Annotated in this window: 20 protein-coding genes and 1 tRNA gene; 10 read left to right on the plus strand and 11 right to left on the minus strand. The window is 61.9% G+C overall.

From position 1 onward, the window contains the following. The first annotated feature begins 12 nt into the window (after window positions 1-12). The 4 genes from araD to AC1DJO_RS14470 all read left to right on the plus strand — a co-directional run bounded on the left by araD (window position 13) and on the right by AC1DJO_RS14470 (window position 4023). The gene (araD, locus tag AC1DJO_RS14455; RefSeq protein WP_112515563.1) at window positions 13-1752 is read left to right on the plus strand and encodes an L-arabinonate dehydratase; all 1740 of its coding nucleotides are present in this window, start codon (window positions 13-15) and stop codon (window positions 1750-1752) included. Between the two features lie 117 nt (window positions 1753-1869). Then, complete coding sequence (locus AC1DJO_RS14460) at window positions 1870-2112, plus strand: hypothetical protein (RefSeq protein WP_112537983.1); 243 nt, start codon at window positions 1870-1872, stop codon at window positions 2110-2112. Window positions 2113-2155: 43 nt separating this feature from the next. Next, on the plus strand, window positions 2156-3040 hold the full coding sequence (locus AC1DJO_RS14465) for a transglutaminase family protein (protein ID WP_112537984.1): 885 nt from the start codon (window positions 2156-2158) through the stop codon (window positions 3038-3040). Window positions 3041-3129: 89 nt separating this feature from the next. Continuing rightward, a complete protein-coding gene (locus AC1DJO_RS14470) occupies window positions 3130-4023 on the plus strand; it encodes a transglutaminase-like domain-containing protein (RefSeq protein ID WP_477971299.1) in 894 nt (297 codons plus the stop codon). Here AC1DJO_RS14470 and AC1DJO_RS14475 read toward each other — a convergent pair. From AC1DJO_RS14475 to AC1DJO_RS14490, 4 genes are all read right to left on the minus strand, one after another. Beyond that, window positions 3971-4795, minus strand: a complete 825-nt coding sequence (locus tag AC1DJO_RS14475; protein ID WP_477971301.1) for a transglutaminase family protein — start codon at window positions 4793-4795, stop codon at window positions 3971-3973. The two genes, AC1DJO_RS14470 and AC1DJO_RS14475, sit on opposite strands and share 53 nt — an antisense overlap. An 11-nt stretch (window positions 4796-4806) precedes the next feature. Continuing rightward, on the minus strand, window positions 4807-5751 hold the full coding sequence (locus AC1DJO_RS14480; protein ID WP_477971303.1) for an alpha-E domain-containing protein: 945 nt from the start codon (window positions 5749-5751) through the stop codon (window positions 4807-4809). Continuing rightward, complete coding sequence (locus tag AC1DJO_RS14485) at window positions 5751-7160, minus strand: circularly permuted type 2 ATP-grasp protein (RefSeq protein WP_112390234.1); 1410 nt, start codon at window positions 7158-7160, stop codon at window positions 5751-5753. The genes AC1DJO_RS14480 and AC1DJO_RS14485 overlap by 1 nt, the downstream gene beginning before the upstream one ends. Before the next feature lie 255 nt (window positions 7161-7415). Further along, a complete protein-coding gene (locus tag AC1DJO_RS14490) occupies window positions 7416-8651 on the minus strand; it encodes an ROK family transcriptional regulator (RefSeq protein WP_112515555.1) in 1236 nt (411 codons plus the stop codon). 225 nt (window positions 8652-8876) lie between these two features. Between AC1DJO_RS14490 and xylF the strand changes: the two genes are divergently transcribed. The 4 genes from xylF (at window position 8877) to AC1DJO_RS14510 (ending at window position 12525) form a co-directional block, all read left to right on the plus strand. Next, window positions 8877-9917, plus strand: coding sequence for a D-xylose ABC transporter substrate-binding protein (gene xylF, locus AC1DJO_RS14495; RefSeq protein WP_477971305.1), 1041 nt, complete (start codon window positions 8877-8879; stop codon window positions 9915-9917). A 253-nt stretch (window positions 9918-10170) separates the two neighbouring features. Next, complete coding sequence (locus AC1DJO_RS14500; protein WP_112390231.1) at window positions 10171-11481, plus strand: sugar ABC transporter permease; 1311 nt, start codon at window positions 10171-10173, stop codon at window positions 11479-11481. 14 nt (window positions 11482-11495) lie between these two features. Next, on the plus strand, window positions 11496-12278 hold the full coding sequence (locus AC1DJO_RS14505) for an ATP-binding cassette domain-containing protein (RefSeq protein WP_112390230.1): 783 nt from the start codon (window positions 11496-11498) through the stop codon (window positions 12276-12278). Window positions 12279-12448: 170 nt separating this feature from the next. Continuing rightward, window positions 12449-12525: transfer RNA gene (locus AC1DJO_RS14510), tRNA-Arg, on the plus strand. 15 nt (window positions 12526-12540) lie between these two features. Here AC1DJO_RS14510 and AC1DJO_RS14515 read toward each other — a convergent pair. Beyond that, complete coding sequence (locus tag AC1DJO_RS14515; protein ID WP_112390228.1) at window positions 12541-12756, minus strand: DUF6719 family protein; 216 nt, start codon at window positions 12754-12756, stop codon at window positions 12541-12543. 260 nt (window positions 12757-13016) lie between these two features. Between AC1DJO_RS14515 and AC1DJO_RS14520 the strand changes: the two genes are divergently transcribed. Next, window positions 13017-14126, plus strand: a complete 1110-nt coding sequence (locus tag AC1DJO_RS14520; protein WP_477971307.1) for a helix-turn-helix transcriptional regulator — start codon at window positions 13017-13019, stop codon at window positions 14124-14126. Between the two features lie 33 nt (window positions 14127-14159). Here the strand turns inward: AC1DJO_RS14520 and AC1DJO_RS14525 are convergent, their stop codons facing one another. The 3 genes from AC1DJO_RS14525 to AC1DJO_RS14535 all read right to left on the minus strand — a co-directional run bounded on the left by AC1DJO_RS14525 (window position 14160) and on the right by AC1DJO_RS14535 (window position 14838). After that, complete coding sequence (locus tag AC1DJO_RS14525) at window positions 14160-14342, minus strand: hypothetical protein (protein WP_148194282.1); 183 nt, start codon at window positions 14340-14342, stop codon at window positions 14160-14162. A 104-nt stretch (window positions 14343-14446) separates the two neighbouring features. Continuing rightward, window positions 14447-14641 carry a FliM/FliN family flagellar motor switch protein gene (locus AC1DJO_RS14530; RefSeq protein WP_477971309.1) on the minus strand — a complete coding sequence of 65 codons (195 nt, stop codon included), beginning with the start codon at window positions 14639-14641 and terminating at the stop codon, window positions 14447-14449. After that, window positions 14635-14838 (minus strand): hypothetical protein, encoded by a 204-nt coding sequence (locus AC1DJO_RS14535; protein WP_477971311.1) that lies wholly within the window; start codon window positions 14836-14838, stop codon window positions 14635-14637. Before AC1DJO_RS14535 ends, AC1DJO_RS14530 begins: the two co-directional genes overlap by 7 nt. 387 nt (window positions 14839-15225) lie before the next feature. Here AC1DJO_RS14535 and AC1DJO_RS14540 point away from each other — a divergent pair, with 387 nt between their 5' ends. Continuing rightward, window positions 15226-15666 (plus strand): hypothetical protein, encoded by a 441-nt coding sequence (locus AC1DJO_RS14540; protein ID WP_477971313.1) that lies wholly within the window; start codon window positions 15226-15228, stop codon window positions 15664-15666. Window positions 15667-15722: 56 nt separating this feature from the next. On the opposite strand, the gene AC1DJO_RS14545 is transcribed toward AC1DJO_RS14540, so the two are convergent. The 3 genes from AC1DJO_RS14545 to AC1DJO_RS14555 are packed head-to-tail and all read right to left on the minus strand — an operon-like array spanning window position 15723 to window position 16529. Continuing rightward, window positions 15723-15932 carry a hypothetical protein gene (locus AC1DJO_RS14545; RefSeq protein WP_112390223.1) on the minus strand — a complete coding sequence of 70 codons (210 nt, stop codon included), beginning with the start codon at window positions 15930-15932 and terminating at the stop codon, window positions 15723-15725. 42 nt (window positions 15933-15974) lie between these two features. After that, the gene (gene rpsU, locus AC1DJO_RS14550) at window positions 15975-16217 is read right to left on the minus strand and encodes a 30S ribosomal protein S21 (protein ID WP_112518562.1); all 243 of its coding nucleotides are present in this window, start codon (window positions 16215-16217) and stop codon (window positions 15975-15977) included. Window positions 16218-16244: 27 nt separating this feature from the next. Beyond that, window positions 16245-16529 carry a cold-shock protein gene (locus tag AC1DJO_RS14555; protein ID WP_112390221.1) on the minus strand — a complete coding sequence of 95 codons (285 nt, stop codon included), beginning with the start codon at window positions 16527-16529 and terminating at the stop codon, window positions 16245-16247. Window positions 16530-16630: the final 101 nt, after the last annotated feature.

Here is a 16630-nt window from a genome sequence, read left to right on the forward strand (position 1 = left end):
AGGACAGAGACTATGTTCAAGAAAGCGGAATGGCCGCGCAAGCTTCGGTCGCAGGAATGGTACGGCGGCACCAGCCGTGACGTCATCTATCACCGCGGCTGGATGAAGAACCAGGGACATCCCCACGACCTGTTCGACGGACGCCCGGTGATCGGCATCCTCAACACTTGGTCGGACATGACGCCGTGCAACGGCCATCTGCGCGAGCTCGCCGAAAAGGTGAAGGCCGGCGTTTGGGAAGCCGGCGGCTTCCCGATGGAAGTGCCGGTGTTCTCGGCCTCCGAAAACACCTTCCGCCCGACGGCGATGATGTACCGCAACCTTGCCGCTCTCGCGGTCGAGGAAGCGATCCGCGGCCAGCCGATGGATGGCTGCGTGTTGCTCGTCGGCTGCGACAAGACCACGCCGTCGCTGATCATGGGCGCGGCCTCCGTCGATCTGCCGTCGATCGTCGTCACCGGCGGCCCGATGCTGAACGGCTATTTCCGCGGCGAGCGCGTCGGGTCCGGCACGCATCTCTGGAAGTTCTCCGAAATGGTGAAGGCCGGCGAGATGACGCAGGCCGAGTTCCTCGAGGCAGAAGCGTCGATGAGCCGTTCGTCGGGCACCTGCAACACGATGGGCACCGCCTCGACCATGGCGTCGATGGCCGAAGCTCTCGGCATGGCTCTCTCGGGCAATGCCGCAATCCCCGGCGTCGACAGCCGCCGTAAGGTGATGGCGCAGCTGACAGGCCGCCGCATCGTGCAGATGGTCAAGGACGACCTGAAGCCCTCCGACATCATGACCAAGCAGGCCTTCGAAAACGCCATCCGCACCAACGCGGCCATCGGCGGCTCGACCAATGCCGTCATCCACCTGCTCGCCATGGCCGGCCGCGTCGGCATCGACCTGACGCTTGACGACTGGGATCGCTGTGGCCGCGACGTGCCGACGATCGTCAACCTGATGCCGTCGGGCAAGTACCTGATGGAGGAGTTCTTCTATGCCGGCGGCCTGCCCGTCGTGCTGAAGCGCCTCGGCGAGGCCGGTCTCCTCCACAAGGATGCGCTGACCGTCTCCGGCGAAAGCATGTGGGATGAGGTCAAGGACGTCGTCAACTGGAACGAAGACGTCATCCTGCCGGCTGAAAAGGCGCTGACGCAGTCCGGCGGCATCGTCGTCGTGCGCGGCAACCTGGCGCCGAAGGGCGCCGTCCTGAAGCCATCCGCCGCCTCCCCGCACCTGATGGTCCACCGCGGCCGCGCCGTCGTCTTCGAAGACATCGACGACTACAAGGCGAAGATCAACGACGACAATCTCGACATTGACGAGACCTGCGTCATGGTCATGAAGAACTGTGGTCCGAAGGGCTATCCGGGCATGGCCGAAGTCGGCAACATGGGCCTTCCGCCGAAGGTGCTCAAGAAGGGCATCACCGACATGGTGCGCATCTCCGACGCCCGCATGTCCGGCACCGCCTACGGCACCGTCGTCCTGCACACCTCGCCGGAAGCTGCCGTCGGCGGCCCGCTGGCTGTCGTCAAGAACGGCGACTTCATCGAGCTCGACGTCCCGAACCGCCGCCTGCACCTCGACATTTCCGAAGAGGAGCTGGCAAAGCGTCTCGCCGAATGGAAGCCGCACCACGACCTGCCGACCTCGGGCTACGCCTGGCTGCACCAGCAGCACGTTGAGGGCGCCGACACCGGCGCCGACCTCGACTTCCTCAAGGGATGTCGTGGCAGTGCTGTCGGCAAGGACAGCCACTAAACAACCATGTCTTGAACGTGATGGAAGGCGGGGCGAAAGCTCCGCCTTTTCTTTGTGAGCGGAAAGCCTATCTGGAACGAACCAGAGCCAGAACCGTTAGCGGTCATGGAGAGCGCCATGCCCGGAATACGAAAGCTGATTGTGCTGAGTGCCTTCAACAGGGATTCCGAAGGTGGTTTGACACCGGCCTTCGAACCACGCCGGATGAAACAGGAAGACACGGCAGTCTATGTCGCCCAGACGCTCGTCAACGATTACGCCGGCGTGGTCGTGTGGACGCGTGAATCCAATGTGGCGATCGGCGAAGCAGGACCCTCGGTGATCCTGTTTCAGTCCGGGCAGGTACCGGAATTCGAATAGCGGCGGCTCCTGCCTCTGCTCGAATCCGGCAGACAGGGGCACCATGACCGTCTACGCCGTCAGACACGTAACGCACTATAGCTACAAACGCCCTGTCACCTTCGGCCAGCATCGCGTGCTGTTCCGGCCGCGCGACAGCTTCGATCAGCGCCTCCTTGATGCGACGATTGCGATCATGCCCAAGCCCGCCAACATTCGCTGGATCCACGATGTCTTCGGCAATTGTATCGCCCTTGTGGACATGGCCGGACCGTCTGATCACCTGCGTTTCGAGACCAACATCCGCCTGGATCACACCGCGCAGGTCCCTCTCGATCTGGAGATCGACACTGAGGCTCTGACCTATCCCTTCGCCTATGACGAGGAGGAAATGCCGGATCTCGATTGCACGATTATCCGCCGCTACCCCGACCCCGAAAATGAGGTTGCGCATTGGGCACGCCAATTCGTCGGCACCGAGCCGGCGGCGCGTACAGGGCATATCCTGATGACGCTCTGCTACGCGATCCGCCAGAGCTTCTCCTACGCGCGCCGCGTCGAGCGCGGGACGCAGACCCCCGTTCAGACATTGCAGAAGCGCCAGGGCACCTGCCGCGACTTCGCGCTGTTGATGATGGAGGCAGCCCGCTCGCTCGGCTTCGCGGCCCGCTTCGTCACTGGCTACATCTATGTGCCCGACCGCGATGGCTCGACGACTCTCGGCGGCGGCTCGACGCATGCGTGGTGCCAGGTCTATCTCCCGGGCGCCGGATGGGTCGAGTTCGACCCAACCAACGGCATCGTCGGAAACCAGGATCTCATCCGTGTCGGCGTCGCGCGCGACCCGGTTCAGGCCATCCCGCTATGGGGCAGCTATGATGGCGATGCCGGCGATTTCGGCGACATGACCGTGCAGGTCAACGTCACCACTGAGCCCGGACCGTCCTAGAAGCATTGGCGCCATGGAACCGATCGACTGCAGTGGCGTTCCCAGATGGCCCGCTGCCGGGTGTCAACCCGCTCCGCAAAGGACATTCCATGAAGATCCACGCTGGTTTTACGATTGGCTATGAATGCGTTCAGCCCACCCCGATGCTTTTGGTGCTGAACATCCATCCCTCGCGGCGGGGTGACCTGCTGACGGAGCAACCGCTATCGTTCAATCAGCCGATCGATGCCTGGGGCTATACCGACACGTTCGGCAACGCCTGCACGCGCATCGTCGCCCCGGCGGGGCTGACGACGATCTCGACCGAATTCGACATCTACGATAGCGGCCAGCCGGATCTCGTGCCTGTCGATGCCGCACAGCACGACATCAAGGATCTCCCCGATGACGTCCTGGTCTTCCTGCTGGGCAGCCGCTACTGCGACACCGACAGGCTTGCCGATTTTGCCTGGAAGACCTTTTCCGGCACGCCGCTCGGCTGGGCGCGGGTCCAGGCGATCGCCGATTTCGTGCACGGCCATATCCGCTTCGACTACATGAACGCCGACTTGCTGCGAACCGCGCATGGCGGCTACACGGACAGAACCGGCGTCTGCCGCGACTTCGCACATCTCGCCATCACGCTCTGCCGCTGCATGAACATCCCGGCGCGCTATTGCACCGGCTATCTCGGCGATATCGGCGTTCCCAGGGATCCCGCGCCGATGGACTTCAGCGCCTGGTTTGAGGTCTATCTCGGCGGCCATTGGCACACGGTGGACGCACGCCACAATACCCCGCGCATCGGACGAATCCTGATGGCGACCGGCCGGGACGCGACCGACGTTGCCCTATCGACCGCTTTCGGTCCCGCGAAGCTGGCGCAATTCGAGGTGGTCACCGACGAGATCCCGGCCGTAGGCGATATCGCGCCGCCGCCGGGTGCGGCCATCAGCTCTGGCTCTGGCTTTGCCCCTGCGCATTATCTTCCACCTTCACCGTGACCGTCAGCGTCTCGCCCGGCATGCCGATGCGCATGCCGGAGACGGGTGCAGCATCCCGGTAGCAGAGGCCAGACGCGGTGCGGACGTAGCGGGCGTCAGGGCAGATCTCGTTTGCCGGATCGAAACCGACCCAGCCGAGACCGGGAATGTGGGCCTCGCCCCAAGCATGCGTTGCCGCCTGCTCGACCTTCTCTTCCATCATCAGATAGCCGGAGACGTAGCGCGCCGGCACTTTCAACGCCCGGGCAGCCGAGACGAAGATATGGGCGTGGTCCTGGCAGACACCGCTCTTGCGTTCCATCGCCTGCTCGACGGTGGTTTCGCTATCGCTGGTGCCCGGTTTGTAGTCGACGGCCTCGTGGATCGCCGCCATCAGCGCATGCATGCGGGCGAGTTCGTTGTCGCCGCTGACGCCCTTGATCAGGTCCTTGATCAGCTCGCCGGGCTTGGTACGCGGCGTATCGCGCAGAAACAGCCAGAGCGGGCAGAAGCCGGTATGCGGACCGGTGACGCCGTTGCGGTCATCGGTCTCGACCTCGCCTTCGGCAACGATCCGCGTCACCTTCTGCGCACCCTCCAGCGACACCAGATTGACGTGATTGCCGAACTGGTCGTCATACTCGACTTCGGGTGTGGCACCCTCGACATTGAGCGACCAATTGACGACGACCTGTCCGAAACCGCTCGGCGGTGTCAGCCGCAGCCGCTGCAACGAGAATTGCGCCGGTTCGTCATAGCGGTATTCGGTGACGTGGCTAATCTTCAGTCTCATCTCTTCACCGCCTAAACATAAAACCGGTAGCCGTTGGTGATCTCGACGCTGAGCGAATTGTTGCGGTTAACGAACTCCTCGAGGAATTCGTGCAGCCCCTGATCGATCACGTCCTTGATCGCCCGCGAATGCAGCGAAGCGCGGATGGCATCCGCGGTGTCATGCGCCCTCAACCGCTCGCCGCCATAGCTGCGCGAGATATAGCCGAGATTGCTGACCACCTTCTCGTAGCAATAGGCGAGAGACCGCGGCATCTGCCCGTTGAGGATCAGGAAGTCGGCGATATTCGCCGCCCGGTATTCGTCGTCATAGGCCCAGCTGTAGGAGCGATGCGCCGAGACCGAGCGCAGGATCGATTCCCACTGCACGTTATCGACGGACGACCCCACCTGCGAAACCGACGGCAGCAGCACGTAATATTTCACGTCGAGAATGCGCGCCGTGTTGTCGGCGCGCTCGATGAAAGTGCCGATGCGCGCGAAGTTGTAGAGCTCGTTGCGCAGCATCGAGCCGTGGAACGCCCCGCGGATCAGCCCTGCCCGCCGCTTGATGACATCGATGACTTCAGGCAGCTCCGCCGCCTTCAGCCGCTTCGAAAGCAGCGTTTTCAGCTCGATCCAGCATTCGTTGGTCGCTTCCCAGGTCTCGCGCGTCAGCGCCGTGCGCACCATCCGGGCATTGTTACGGCCGCTGTCGATGCAGGCCATGACGCTGGATGGATTGGAGAGATCGCGCAGCAGATAGTCGATCGCATCGGCGCTCGTCAGCTTCGAATGGCCCTCGTCATAGGCCTCGCGGACGCCCGCGCTCTGCAGCACACCATCCCAATTGTCATCACCCGTCCCGCTGCGTGTCAGCGACATGCGCAGGCCGGCATCGACGAGACGCGCGATATTTTCGGCGCGCTCGATGTAACGGAACATCCAGTAGAGGCCGTTTGCAGTTCTTCCGAGCATCAGTCCTCCAGTACCCAGGTGTCTTTGGTGCCGCCGCCCTGGCTGGAATTGACCACCAGCGAACCCTGCTTCAGCGCCACGCGGGTCAGCCCGCCCGGAATGATCTGTACCTTGTCGGAAACCAGCACGTAGGGACGCAGGTCGACATGGCGCGGTGCAATCCCCTTGTTCACCAGGATCGGTACCGTCGACAGCGACAGCGTGGGCTGCGCAATATAGTTGTTCGGTCGCGCCTTCAGCTTCTCGGCGAAATCGGCGCGCTCCTTCTTGGATGCGGTCGGGCCGACCAGCATGCCGTAGCCGCCGGAGCCGTGAACCTCCTTGATGACAAGCTCCTCAATATGTTCGAGCACATATTTCAGGCTCGATGGTTCCGAACAGCGCCAGGTCGGCACGTTCTCGAGGATCGACTTACGCCCGGTATAGAACTCGACGATTTCAGGCATGTAGGAATAGATCGCCTTGTCGTCGCAGATACCGGTGCCCGGCGCGTTGGCGATCGTAATGTTGCCCGAGCGGTAGACGTCCATGATCCCGGGGATGCCGAGAGCGGAATCGCTGCGGAAGGTCAGCGGATCGAGGAAGTCGTCGTCGACGCGGCGGTAGAGCACGTCGATCGCCTCATAGCCGCGGGTCGTGCGCATCTTCACCTTGCCGTCGATGACGCGCAGGTCCGAACCCTCGACGAGCTCGACGCCCATCGTGTCGGCCAGGAACGAGTGCTCGTAATAGGCCGAGTTGTAGATGCCAGGCGTCAGCACCGCCACACGCGGCCTGCCTTTGCAGCCGGGAGGTGCCAGCGATGCCAGGCTCTGGCGCAGCAGATAGGGATAATCCTCGACGCGCTGCACCTTGTTCTCGTGGAACAGTTCCGGGAACATCTGCATCATCGTTTCCCGGTTCTCCAGCATGTAGCTGACACCGGAAGGCGTACGTGCATTGTCCTCGAGCACGTAGAACTGGTCTTCACCGGTGCGCACGATGTCGGTGCCGACAATATGCGTATAGACGCCGCCCGGCGGCCGGAAGCCGATCATCTCGGGCAGGAAGGTGACGTTGTTCTCGATCAGCTCACGCGGAATGCGCCCGGCGCGGATGATCTCCTGCTTGTGATAGATATCGTCGAGAAAAGCATTTAGCGCGATGACACGCTGCTCGATGCCCTGCGCGAGCTTGCGCCACTCTCTTCCTGAGATGATGCGGGGAATGATGTCGAAGGGGATGAGCTTTTCGGAGGAGTCTGCATGTCCGTAGACTGCGAAGGTGATGCCGGTTTTCCGGAAGATGTTTTCCGCATCGCGGGATTTGGCAATCAGATGCGCCCTGTCCTGGGCATTGTACCACTCGAAGTATTTCTCATATGGCTGACGCGGACTTTCGTCCCCGGTAATCATTTCATCAAATGCCAAAGGTGTGGCTCCCCTTTTTTGTTCATTTGAATACAACGCAAATGGCAATGCAAGAACCATGCTCAGTTCGCGGGCAAGATTCGTAAAATCGTCTGAAACCCCGAAAAGCGCCGAAAAACTGGGCATTTAGAGAAGGATGGCGTGATGCGCGAAAGTTTCAATCGCCGCTGCCGGCACAAAATATAAGCAATTGATGATTTTACGGTCGAGAACCCGATTCAATTCTCGGCAGCAGCAGGAAAGGGAAAGGTGGCCCTAAGCCGACCGCTCCAATCCCACCTGGCTGACACCACCCAGAATATCCTCGTCGAGAAGCGCCAGCGCGCGGCCGAGATGCCCCTCGAAAACCAGGTTCGTCTCGTCGGCAACGACCCGCAGTTCGGGCATGCCCTCCATGCGCACCACATGCGATTGCCCCAGCCCTTCCTCGATGCCCTGGCGCAACAGATCGTAGTAGCGCGTCCCAGGCCCGGTGATCGCCACCGGCATGCGTTCAGTGAGGCTGAGCATCCGCGACAGGCCATTGCCGAGCGCAAGTCCGGCCTGCCGGAAGGCAAAGGCCGACATGCGGTGGCCCTGGCGGGCGCGGGCGGCAATCTTGTCGAGTTCCCCGACCGGGACGAACTTGGCGGGAATAGTATCGAGCGGCACTTCGAAGGCGGTGCGCAGGATGGCGTAGAAGCCGGCATGCGCCTCGATACAGCCCTTGGACCCGCAGCGGCAGAGCCCGCCATTCGCCAGATGCAGCATATGGCCGAAATTCGGCGCCGAGATTTCCTGCCCGCCATCGGCGCCGCGCCTGACGATGCCGAGGCCGATGCTGTGGCCGAGGGAGAGAGCCGCGAGCGAACGAAAATCCGCCCCTTTCACATTCTCCTCATGCGCGCCGAGGGCGGCTGCAACCAGCAGGGTCTCGTTGTCGAGGATCACTCGCGCCCGCCATTCCGGCCGCAGCAGCGTCTCGAAATCGATCTGGTCGGTGCCGAAGATCGGTGACCAGAGCAGCACCGGCTCGGCGGCGTTGACCAGCCCCTTGCTGCTGATCGAGATCAAGAGCACCCGCTCCTGGGCAATCCGCGACCGCTCAAGAATGCGGGCGAGACCTTCCTTGATGGCTTCAGCAAAAACCGCAGCCCCGGCCGGATCATGCGAGCGCCCCTCGCTGAAACGGTCGATCAGCTTGCCGGCGTAATCCACCAGCGAGAACTGCACGGCATCGGATGAGATGATGACGACAATCAGATAGCCGCAATCGCGCCGTGGCCTGAACAGCACGCGCGGCCGCCCGCGGCCGCTCGCCGCCTGCTGCTCGGAACGCTCGATGATCTCCGACTTCTCGAGATCCGCCGTGATCGCCGAAACGGTCGCCGACGACAGCTTGGTGAAGTCGGATATCTCGGTATGCGCGAGCGCGCCGTGGCGGCGCAGGGCAGCGAGAACCAGCCCGCTATTCCTTTGCCGGACCGACTCCGTGCTCGATTTGGTCAGCATAAAGCCGCCCTTCCCCCGCTTCCGCCCTCGTTTCACAGGCCATCTCCAACAACTTATGCGTGATGGATGATTCTGCTGGTAGTGGCCTGTTGACAGTTGAAAAAATCTCTGACACTTAATTTCTCGACTGTCGAGAAAATAATGCATTGTTGCTCGACAGTGATCCGCGGCGGCTGGAGGAACCACTGGCTGGGGCTGGCCGCTTATCACTCGGGAGGATAATTTATGAAGTCTATTATGAAGCTGATGGCGGGTGCCGCCATCCTCGTTTCCGTGCACACGGCTGCCATGGCGGCCGATCTCGTCGTTGGCGTTTCCTGGTCGAACTTCCAGGAAGAGCGCTGGAAGACCGACGAAGCAGCCATCAAGAAGGCGCTGGAAGCTAAGGGCGCGAAGTACATTTCCGCTGACGCGCAGTCTTCCGCTGCCAAGCAGCTGACCGACGTCGAATCGCTGATCTCGCAGGGCGCCAACGCCCTCATCGTTCTGGCCCAGGACTCCGATGCAATCGGCCCGGCCATCGAAAAGGCTGCTGCCGAAGGCATTCCGGTCGTCGGTTACGACCGCCTGATCGAAAATCCGGCTGCTTTCTACATCACCTTCGACAACAAGGAAGTCGGCCGCCTGCAGGCTGAAGGCGTCTTCAAGGTTAAGCCTGAAGGCAACTACGTCTTCATCAAGGGCTCTTCGTCGGACCCGAACGCGGACTTCCTGTTCGCCGGCCAGATGGAAGTTCTGAAGGCTGCAGTTGACGCCGGCAAGATCAAGAACGTCGGCGAAGCCTATACCGACGGCTGGCTGCCGCAGAACGCACAGCGCAACATGGAACAGTTCCTGACCGCGAACAACAACAAGGTTGACGCCGTTGTTGCTTCGAACGACGGCACTGCCGGTGGCGCCGTTGCCGCTCTCGACGCACAGGGCATGGCTGGCACCGTACCGGTTTCCGGTCAGGACGCCGACAAGGCCGCTCTGAACCGCATCGCGCTCGGCACCCAGACGGTTTCCGTCTGGAAGGATAGCCGCGAACTCGGCAAGCGCGCTGCTGAAATCGCGCTCGACCTCGCTGGCGGCACGACCATGGACAAGATCCAGGGCGTTACCACCTTCGACGGCGGCCCGAAGAAGGTGAAGATGCAGTCGATCTTCCTGAAGCCGCAGGCCATCACCAAGGAAAACCTGAACGTCGTCATCGACGCCGGCTGGATCTCCAAGGCTGAAGCTTGCCAGGGCGTCAAGGCCGGCAGCGTCAAGGCCTGCGACTAATCCTCGTAAGCTGATCAACAGACCGGCGCCGCAGCGTTTCCGCTGCGGCGCCGGATGCGGATGCAGGCATCTTTCAGAAGCCTCCCCGCCTCGCAACGCCCCGCGAACGCTTTAATTCCCTGCCAGAATAACGCCGTCACCGACGCGGCTATTCCGGAAGCATCCCGGTGGTCATTTCGAAGAACAGGGCATCCTCAGGCTGGGCTTTTCGGGCACCCGGCCAGGGCCCAAACAATGGGGGAACGGCAAACCCATGGCAGACATCACGCAATCCTCACCGGGTCATCCGCGCACCGCGGACGCAAACCCCATCACGCGCTTCCTGCGCGCCACCGAGATCGACACGCGCCTGCTCGGCATGGTCGCAGCACTGCTGGTCATCTGGATCGGCTTCCATCTCTATACAGACGGCCTGTTCCTCACCCCTCGCAACCTCTGGAACCTTTCGGTCCAGACGACGGAAATCGCCGTTCTCGCGACCGGCATGGTGCTTGTCATCGTTACCCGCAACATCGACCTGTCGATCGGCTCCATGCTTGGCCTCGTCGCCATGATCATGGGCGTCGTCCAGGCGAAATTCCTGCCGCAATATCTGGGCTTCGACAATTCCTGGACCTGGGTGATCACGCTGGCCGCGGGCCTCATCGCCGGCACGCTGATCGGCCTCTTCCAGGGCGTCATCATCGCCTTCATGGGCGTCCCCTCCTTCATCGTCACGCTCGGCGGCTTCCTCGCCTGGCGCGGCCTTGCCTGGTATGTCACGTCGGGCCAGACGGTCGCGCCCCTCGACACCACTTTCCGCATCATGGGCGGCGGTGCAGAAGGTGCCGTCGGCGCCACCTGGAGCTGGATCATCGGGCTTATCGCCTGCCTGCTGATCGTCATCGGCATCATCGGCTCGCGCCATCAGCGCAAACGCTTCAACTTCCCGCGCCGCCCGCTCTGGGCGGAGTATTTCCTGGCCGTTCTCGGCTGCGCGCTGGTGCTCGGCGCCATCTGGGTCTCGACCATCTATTACTGGCCTGTTGCCATCGCCAAGAAATATGCCGAAGCCAACGCCATCGCCTGGCCCGAGACCGGACTGTTCATCTCCTACGGCATCGCCGTACCGGTGCTGATCGCCGTTCTCGTCGGCATCGTCATGACCTTCATCGCCACCCGCCTGCGCTTCGGCCGCTATGTCTTCGCCATCGGCGGCAACCCTGAAGCGGCCGAACTTGCCGGTATCAAGACCCGCTGGGTCACCGTCAAGATCTTCGCGCTGATGGGCTTCCTCGCAGCCGTTGCCGCGGCGATCTCGACCGCCCGCCTCAACGCGGCGGCGAATTCGCAGGGCACGACCTACGAACTCTATACCATTGCCGCGGCCGTCATCGGCGGCACGTCGCTTGCAGGCGGCACCGGCACGGTCGCCGGCGCCATGCTCGGCGCGCTCGTCATGCAGTCGCTGCAGTCGGGCATGGGTCTCGCAAATGTGGATACCCCCATCCAGAACGTTGTGGTCGGTGCCGTCCTCGTCGTTGCCGTCTGGCTCGACACGGTCTACCGCTCGCGTGCGAAGTAAGAGGAGTACGACTCATGACTGAACAACGCACTCCCCTTGTGGAACTGAAGAATATCTCGATCTCCTTCGGCGGTATCCACGCCGTCGACAACGCCTCGGTCGATCTCTACCCCGGCGAAGTCGTCGCCCTGCTCGGCCATAACGGCGCCGGCAAGTCGACGCTGATCAAGATCCTCTCGGGCGCCTACAAGCGCGACTCGGGCGATATCCTGATCAATGGAGAACCGGCCGATATCCGCAATCCGCGCGATGCCAAGAAATATGGCATCGAAACGATCTACCAGACGCTTGCCGTCGCCGATAATGTCGATGCCGCCGCCAACCTCTATCTCGGCCGCGAAATCCGCACCAAGTGGGGCACGCTCGACGACGTCGCCATGGAAGCCTCGGCCCGCGAGGTGATGGGACGCCTGAACCCCAACTTCCGCCGCTTCAAGGAGCCGGTGAAAGCGCTTTCGGGCGGCCAGCGGCAATCGGTGGCGATCGCCCGCGCGATCCTCTTCAACGCCCGCATCCTGATCATGGACGAGCCGACGGCAGCGCTCGGCCCCCAGGAAACGGCACAGGTCGGCGAACTGATCAAGCAGCTGAAGAAGGAAGGCATCGGCATCTTCCTGATCAGCCACGACATCCACGACGTCTTCGACCTCGCCGACCGCGTCTCGGTGATGAAGAACGGCCAGGTCGTCGGCCACGCCCGCACCGAAGACGTCACCAAGGACGAAGTCCTCGGTATGATCATCCTCGGCAAGGTCCCGCCCAAGGCCATCCCCGGCCCCGGCGCCATGCAGGTCTGAGACATCAACACAACAGAAAGCCCGCCGCGCCAAAGCCCGGCGGGCTTTTCCTTAGAATTCCGGTGACGCCGCCAGCCATTCCGCCGATTTCGCCATTTGGCGATTGAAGAGCGCCGAAAGCTAGGCTAAGAACCACCACATCGGACAGGCGATTCAAACCGCCACGGCATGCACCCGTAGCTCAGCTGGATAGAGTGTTGGATTCCGATTCCAAAGGTCACAGGTTCGAATCCTGTCGGGTGCGCCAATCATTTCTCGGACATCACCCCTTCGGCATTGGCACGCATTCCTTGATGCGCGGATTTCCGGCTGTGGCGCCGGTCACCTGTTTTACCTCTCCGGGCGGGCAGGTGCCGTCATCGACAAGGACTTTCTTTCCGGTCGGTAGCGTTCCCTTTGCGGGCTCTTCCTTCAGGATCGATTGGCATCCGGCCAGTCCGAAAGCGATCAGAACGGCGAGCGAATATCTGAGTTTCATTGTATCCCCTTCCCCTTGATAGACGGGCGCAAGGGAAGCGTCCGGACAGACCCGTCCGTTCGCAAACCCCGCCCGTTTGTGGGTCTACAGCGCCTTCGCGTGCAGGGCATGCTCCACCTGGAGTATGGGCGGCGGACCTGGCGCCGTGCGGCCATCCGATGACCGGACGGCCATGTGAACATCTTCTTTTGAAGGGCTGGTCAATCCCGTGCCGATTTGCGACAACCAAGACGTGTTCTTGTGTTTTGCGAGCCTGAGAAATGCCGCAGCCTGCCGATGCCGCCATTCATCTGATCGATATGATTTACGGAAGCCTGTTCGGCGAATGCAGCTGGCAGGGCTTTCTGGATGCCGTCGCCAAGACTTCTCCCGACGGCAAGGCTGCCCTGCACTACCACGATCTTGCCTCGCCGGTTGCCCACGTTCCCTATATTTCAGGCTTCACCAAGGACGAGGTCGATCAGTTCAGCAATCACTTCGCGTCGGTCAATCCGTGGATCCCGCGCATGGGCCTGGTGCCGGTCGGCCGCGGGTTGTGCGGCGAGGATATCTTTGCCCGAAGGAACCTCGTCAAGACCGAATTCTACAATGACTGGCTGAAGCGGCAGGCGGGCTGCGAGACCAGTATCGGCGTCTCCATCATCCGTGAAGAAGCCCGCACCTTCATTCTTTCGACAGCGACCTCCTCCTCCGATCCCGAGCGCAACAGGAAGGCCGCCGAGCGCTACACCCTGCTTGCCCCTCACCTGAAGCGCGCGTTCGATTTCATCCGCAAGCGCGACCTGCTTGCGCCTGACAATCAGGCGCTGCGAACGTTGTTCGACAGCATCGGTGCCGGCCTCATCTACGTGTCGGACAAGCGCAAGGTGCGCTGGTCGAATCGCACGGCTGAAAACATCATCGCCGCCGGGTTTCCATTTCGCGTCGCTGCCGATGGGCGGATCAGCATTCGATGCCAGAAATCGGCGGCAGCCTTCGAGTGGCTCGCATCCCGCCACGACGGACAGAGGGGCCCCTATACCGCCATCGTCCAGGGCGACGGAAAGGAAGGCAGCTATCGCCTGACCATCGTCAGGCTTCAGTCGAGCGCATTCACGGAATTTCTGGAAGGGCCGACTGTTGCTGTCATTGCCGAGCCGATGGTGGCCGCCCCGTTGAAAGACCGGCAGAACGCCCTCATGGAAACCTCGAAACTGACGGTGACCGAAATCAAGGTCGCTCTCAGCGTCGCCTCGGGAAACACGCCACGGGAAGTCGCGACAGCCTATCAGATCAGCTACGAGACGGTCCGGACGCATCTTCGGAATATCTACTCCAAACTCGGCGTCAATTCGCAGGTGGCACTCGCCGCATTGCTGCTGGGGAGTTGAGCGGGCAAGGCCCCAGGTTCCCCGCCGCCACCCTCACCTCGCCCTCCGCCGGCCGGCCTGCTGAAAGGCCGCGGCATGGCTCTGCCGTACAGTTTCGACCTCCGTGAGCGCCGCTTCCACCAGCGATCGCGCAGCACCCAGCTCCGGCTTGTCGCGCAACATTTCGAGCACAGTCTTCAGATGGCTCTCGGTCATTATGCAGGCTCGCATCGTCATGATGTCCTCCTTGCAGGTTTCCTTCGTGCCGGATGCCCCCGCGATCCTGACCGGCACCGTTGCGGGCCTGATGGCCCGTGCACTTGCCCCCAATGAAAACGCTCTCAACCTGCGAGACGAACGATCCGCACGCCGACGACATTGTCGTCGGCATCGGCAACGATTTCGCCGTGGCCGATCAGCCGGCCATTGACCAGCAGCTCGACCGGTTCGCCGAAACGGCTATCCAGCCGGAAGCTGTGACCCGGATCGACCCGCATCAACTCGGCAACCGAAACACGCGCCCGCCCGATCACCACCTCGATTTCGACAGGAATGTCGTTGACCTTTTGCGCAGCTCCGGACGCTGCGCCTCCACAACTTCCGGCGGTACGGCGGAGAACAGCAGATCTGCCTCATGCTGACGCAGGCGTTGCCAGGCAGCTCCGGTTCTGGCCACGCCGTCACCGGCGCTATCTGGTCCGATCGGCGGCAGGTCATCGGAAATATTAGACATAAAACACCATCTTAAGGAAAATCATCAGGGTCGGCCAAAAGCCGCCCAGCCATTTTAGGGTGCTTCAGCCCTGGCACGGGCCGGAAATTCCAATTGCCAGGCGATCAACCTTAACGAAGGGTTACGGTCCACAGCGGCCACGTTGCAGCCTTGCCGTTTCAATACAGAATACCTGTCCGGGGCATGGCCAGCGGCCATCACCGGCGACCCGCCGCGGCCGCGTTCGGGCGAACCGCTGCCCGACTCACCCTGCCCGCGGCCGGCAGCTCTCCGGGGCAGGAAATCATCAACATCTTTGCGTCGGGGCACACGCAATGCGCGTTGCCTTTCCGGCTTGCGGCGGCTACATGGTTAAAAATTCGTTAATGTCTTTTTCGCAGTCATTTCATGTTGAATTCGAACACCCACCGCAACTATCTGTCGCGGCTTGCCTTTGCGGGCGATAGCGCCGAGCCTGCCTATCATCGGGTCAATCTGGTTGCCCGGGCGCTCTGCCCAGTCAAGGGCGTGAAGTCCTTCACGGCCCGGCAGGTGCGCATCGTCAGCATCAGCGAGACCGGCGCCATATTGCAGGCGCGCGGCATCGAGCAGCTGACAGCGCACTTCTATCTCTGTCTCGGAACATCGGAAATTTTCATCACCTGCGCGCAGATCCGGCAGCAGGAAGGCAGCGTCTTCGTGCGTTTTTCGAAGCCTGAGGAGAGCGCCTTCATCCGCGCCTTGGCAGAGATCACCTTCCCGATGACGACGCTGCAGACGCTGCGTGGCCAATCGGCCCGCGCCATTGAGGCGCGCATTCGCCGGCCGGAAACAACAGCCCGCGGCTGATATGCCCAGACGCGAAAACGCCGCCTGGCGGCGGCGTTCTCAAGATGAGAATGAACTCAGGATTTCTTGCTGGCCGCGCGTGTCTTCTTCGCGGGCGGCTCGGCTACGGGCTGCGCCAAACGCAGCGCCCGCAGTCTCTCGGTCTTCTTCTGCCGCTCGATGAGCTCGCCGGCCATGATCTCCTTGGCCATCGAGGCGGTGTTTTCCGCCTTCGCCTGCGCCGAAAGCTTTTCGGGCTTGAAGAGATTGTCTTTCGTCTTGGTCATGCTTTCCTCCTTCAGGAGTGCCTGTCCCGGTATGACGGTCGGTTAGCGGGCGCGCGCCAGGATCTTCTTCTTGGGAGCCGGCAGGAGGCCTTCGCGCTGAGCCTGCTTGCGGGCAAGCTTGCGGGCGCGGCGGATCGCTTCGCCCTTTTCGCGGGCGCGCTTTTCAGAAGGCTTTTCATAGGCGCTGCGCGCCTTCATTTCGCGAAACACACCCTCGCGCTGCATCTTCTTCTTCAAGACGCGAAGAGCCTGATCGACGTTGTTATCCCGGACGAGTACCTGCAAGACGTCTCCTTAATCGGCCAACGGCCGTTATTTCTTGATGCGGATCGTGTTCGAATTGATCCAGCTCGATTTCGGGCTTTCCGTCACCTTGACCTCGGCGGCGGGGCGGCCTGACGATGCCAGAACGTCGATATCGTCCTGGCGGACGCTTCGCTCGCAATTCTCGTTCTGGAATCTGACGCGGTAATGGACGAAGCCCTGTGCTGCCGGCATGACCGACACGACGCGGCCGGCGCCGCCTGGCTGGACGCTTCCTAGAATTCCCGGCTTCAGAACGATGCTATCGCCCGGCCGGTAGTGGCGGTTCGTCATGCCGTTCTCCGTATCAGATGAAAAAACAAAAGGCCGGGACTAATCCCGACCTTCCTCCGTCATCGTCTCAGCGCGCCAGTACATCCGTGGTCGCGCGAGCC

Source organism: Rhizobium sp. 05N430, from assembly GCF_056396985.1.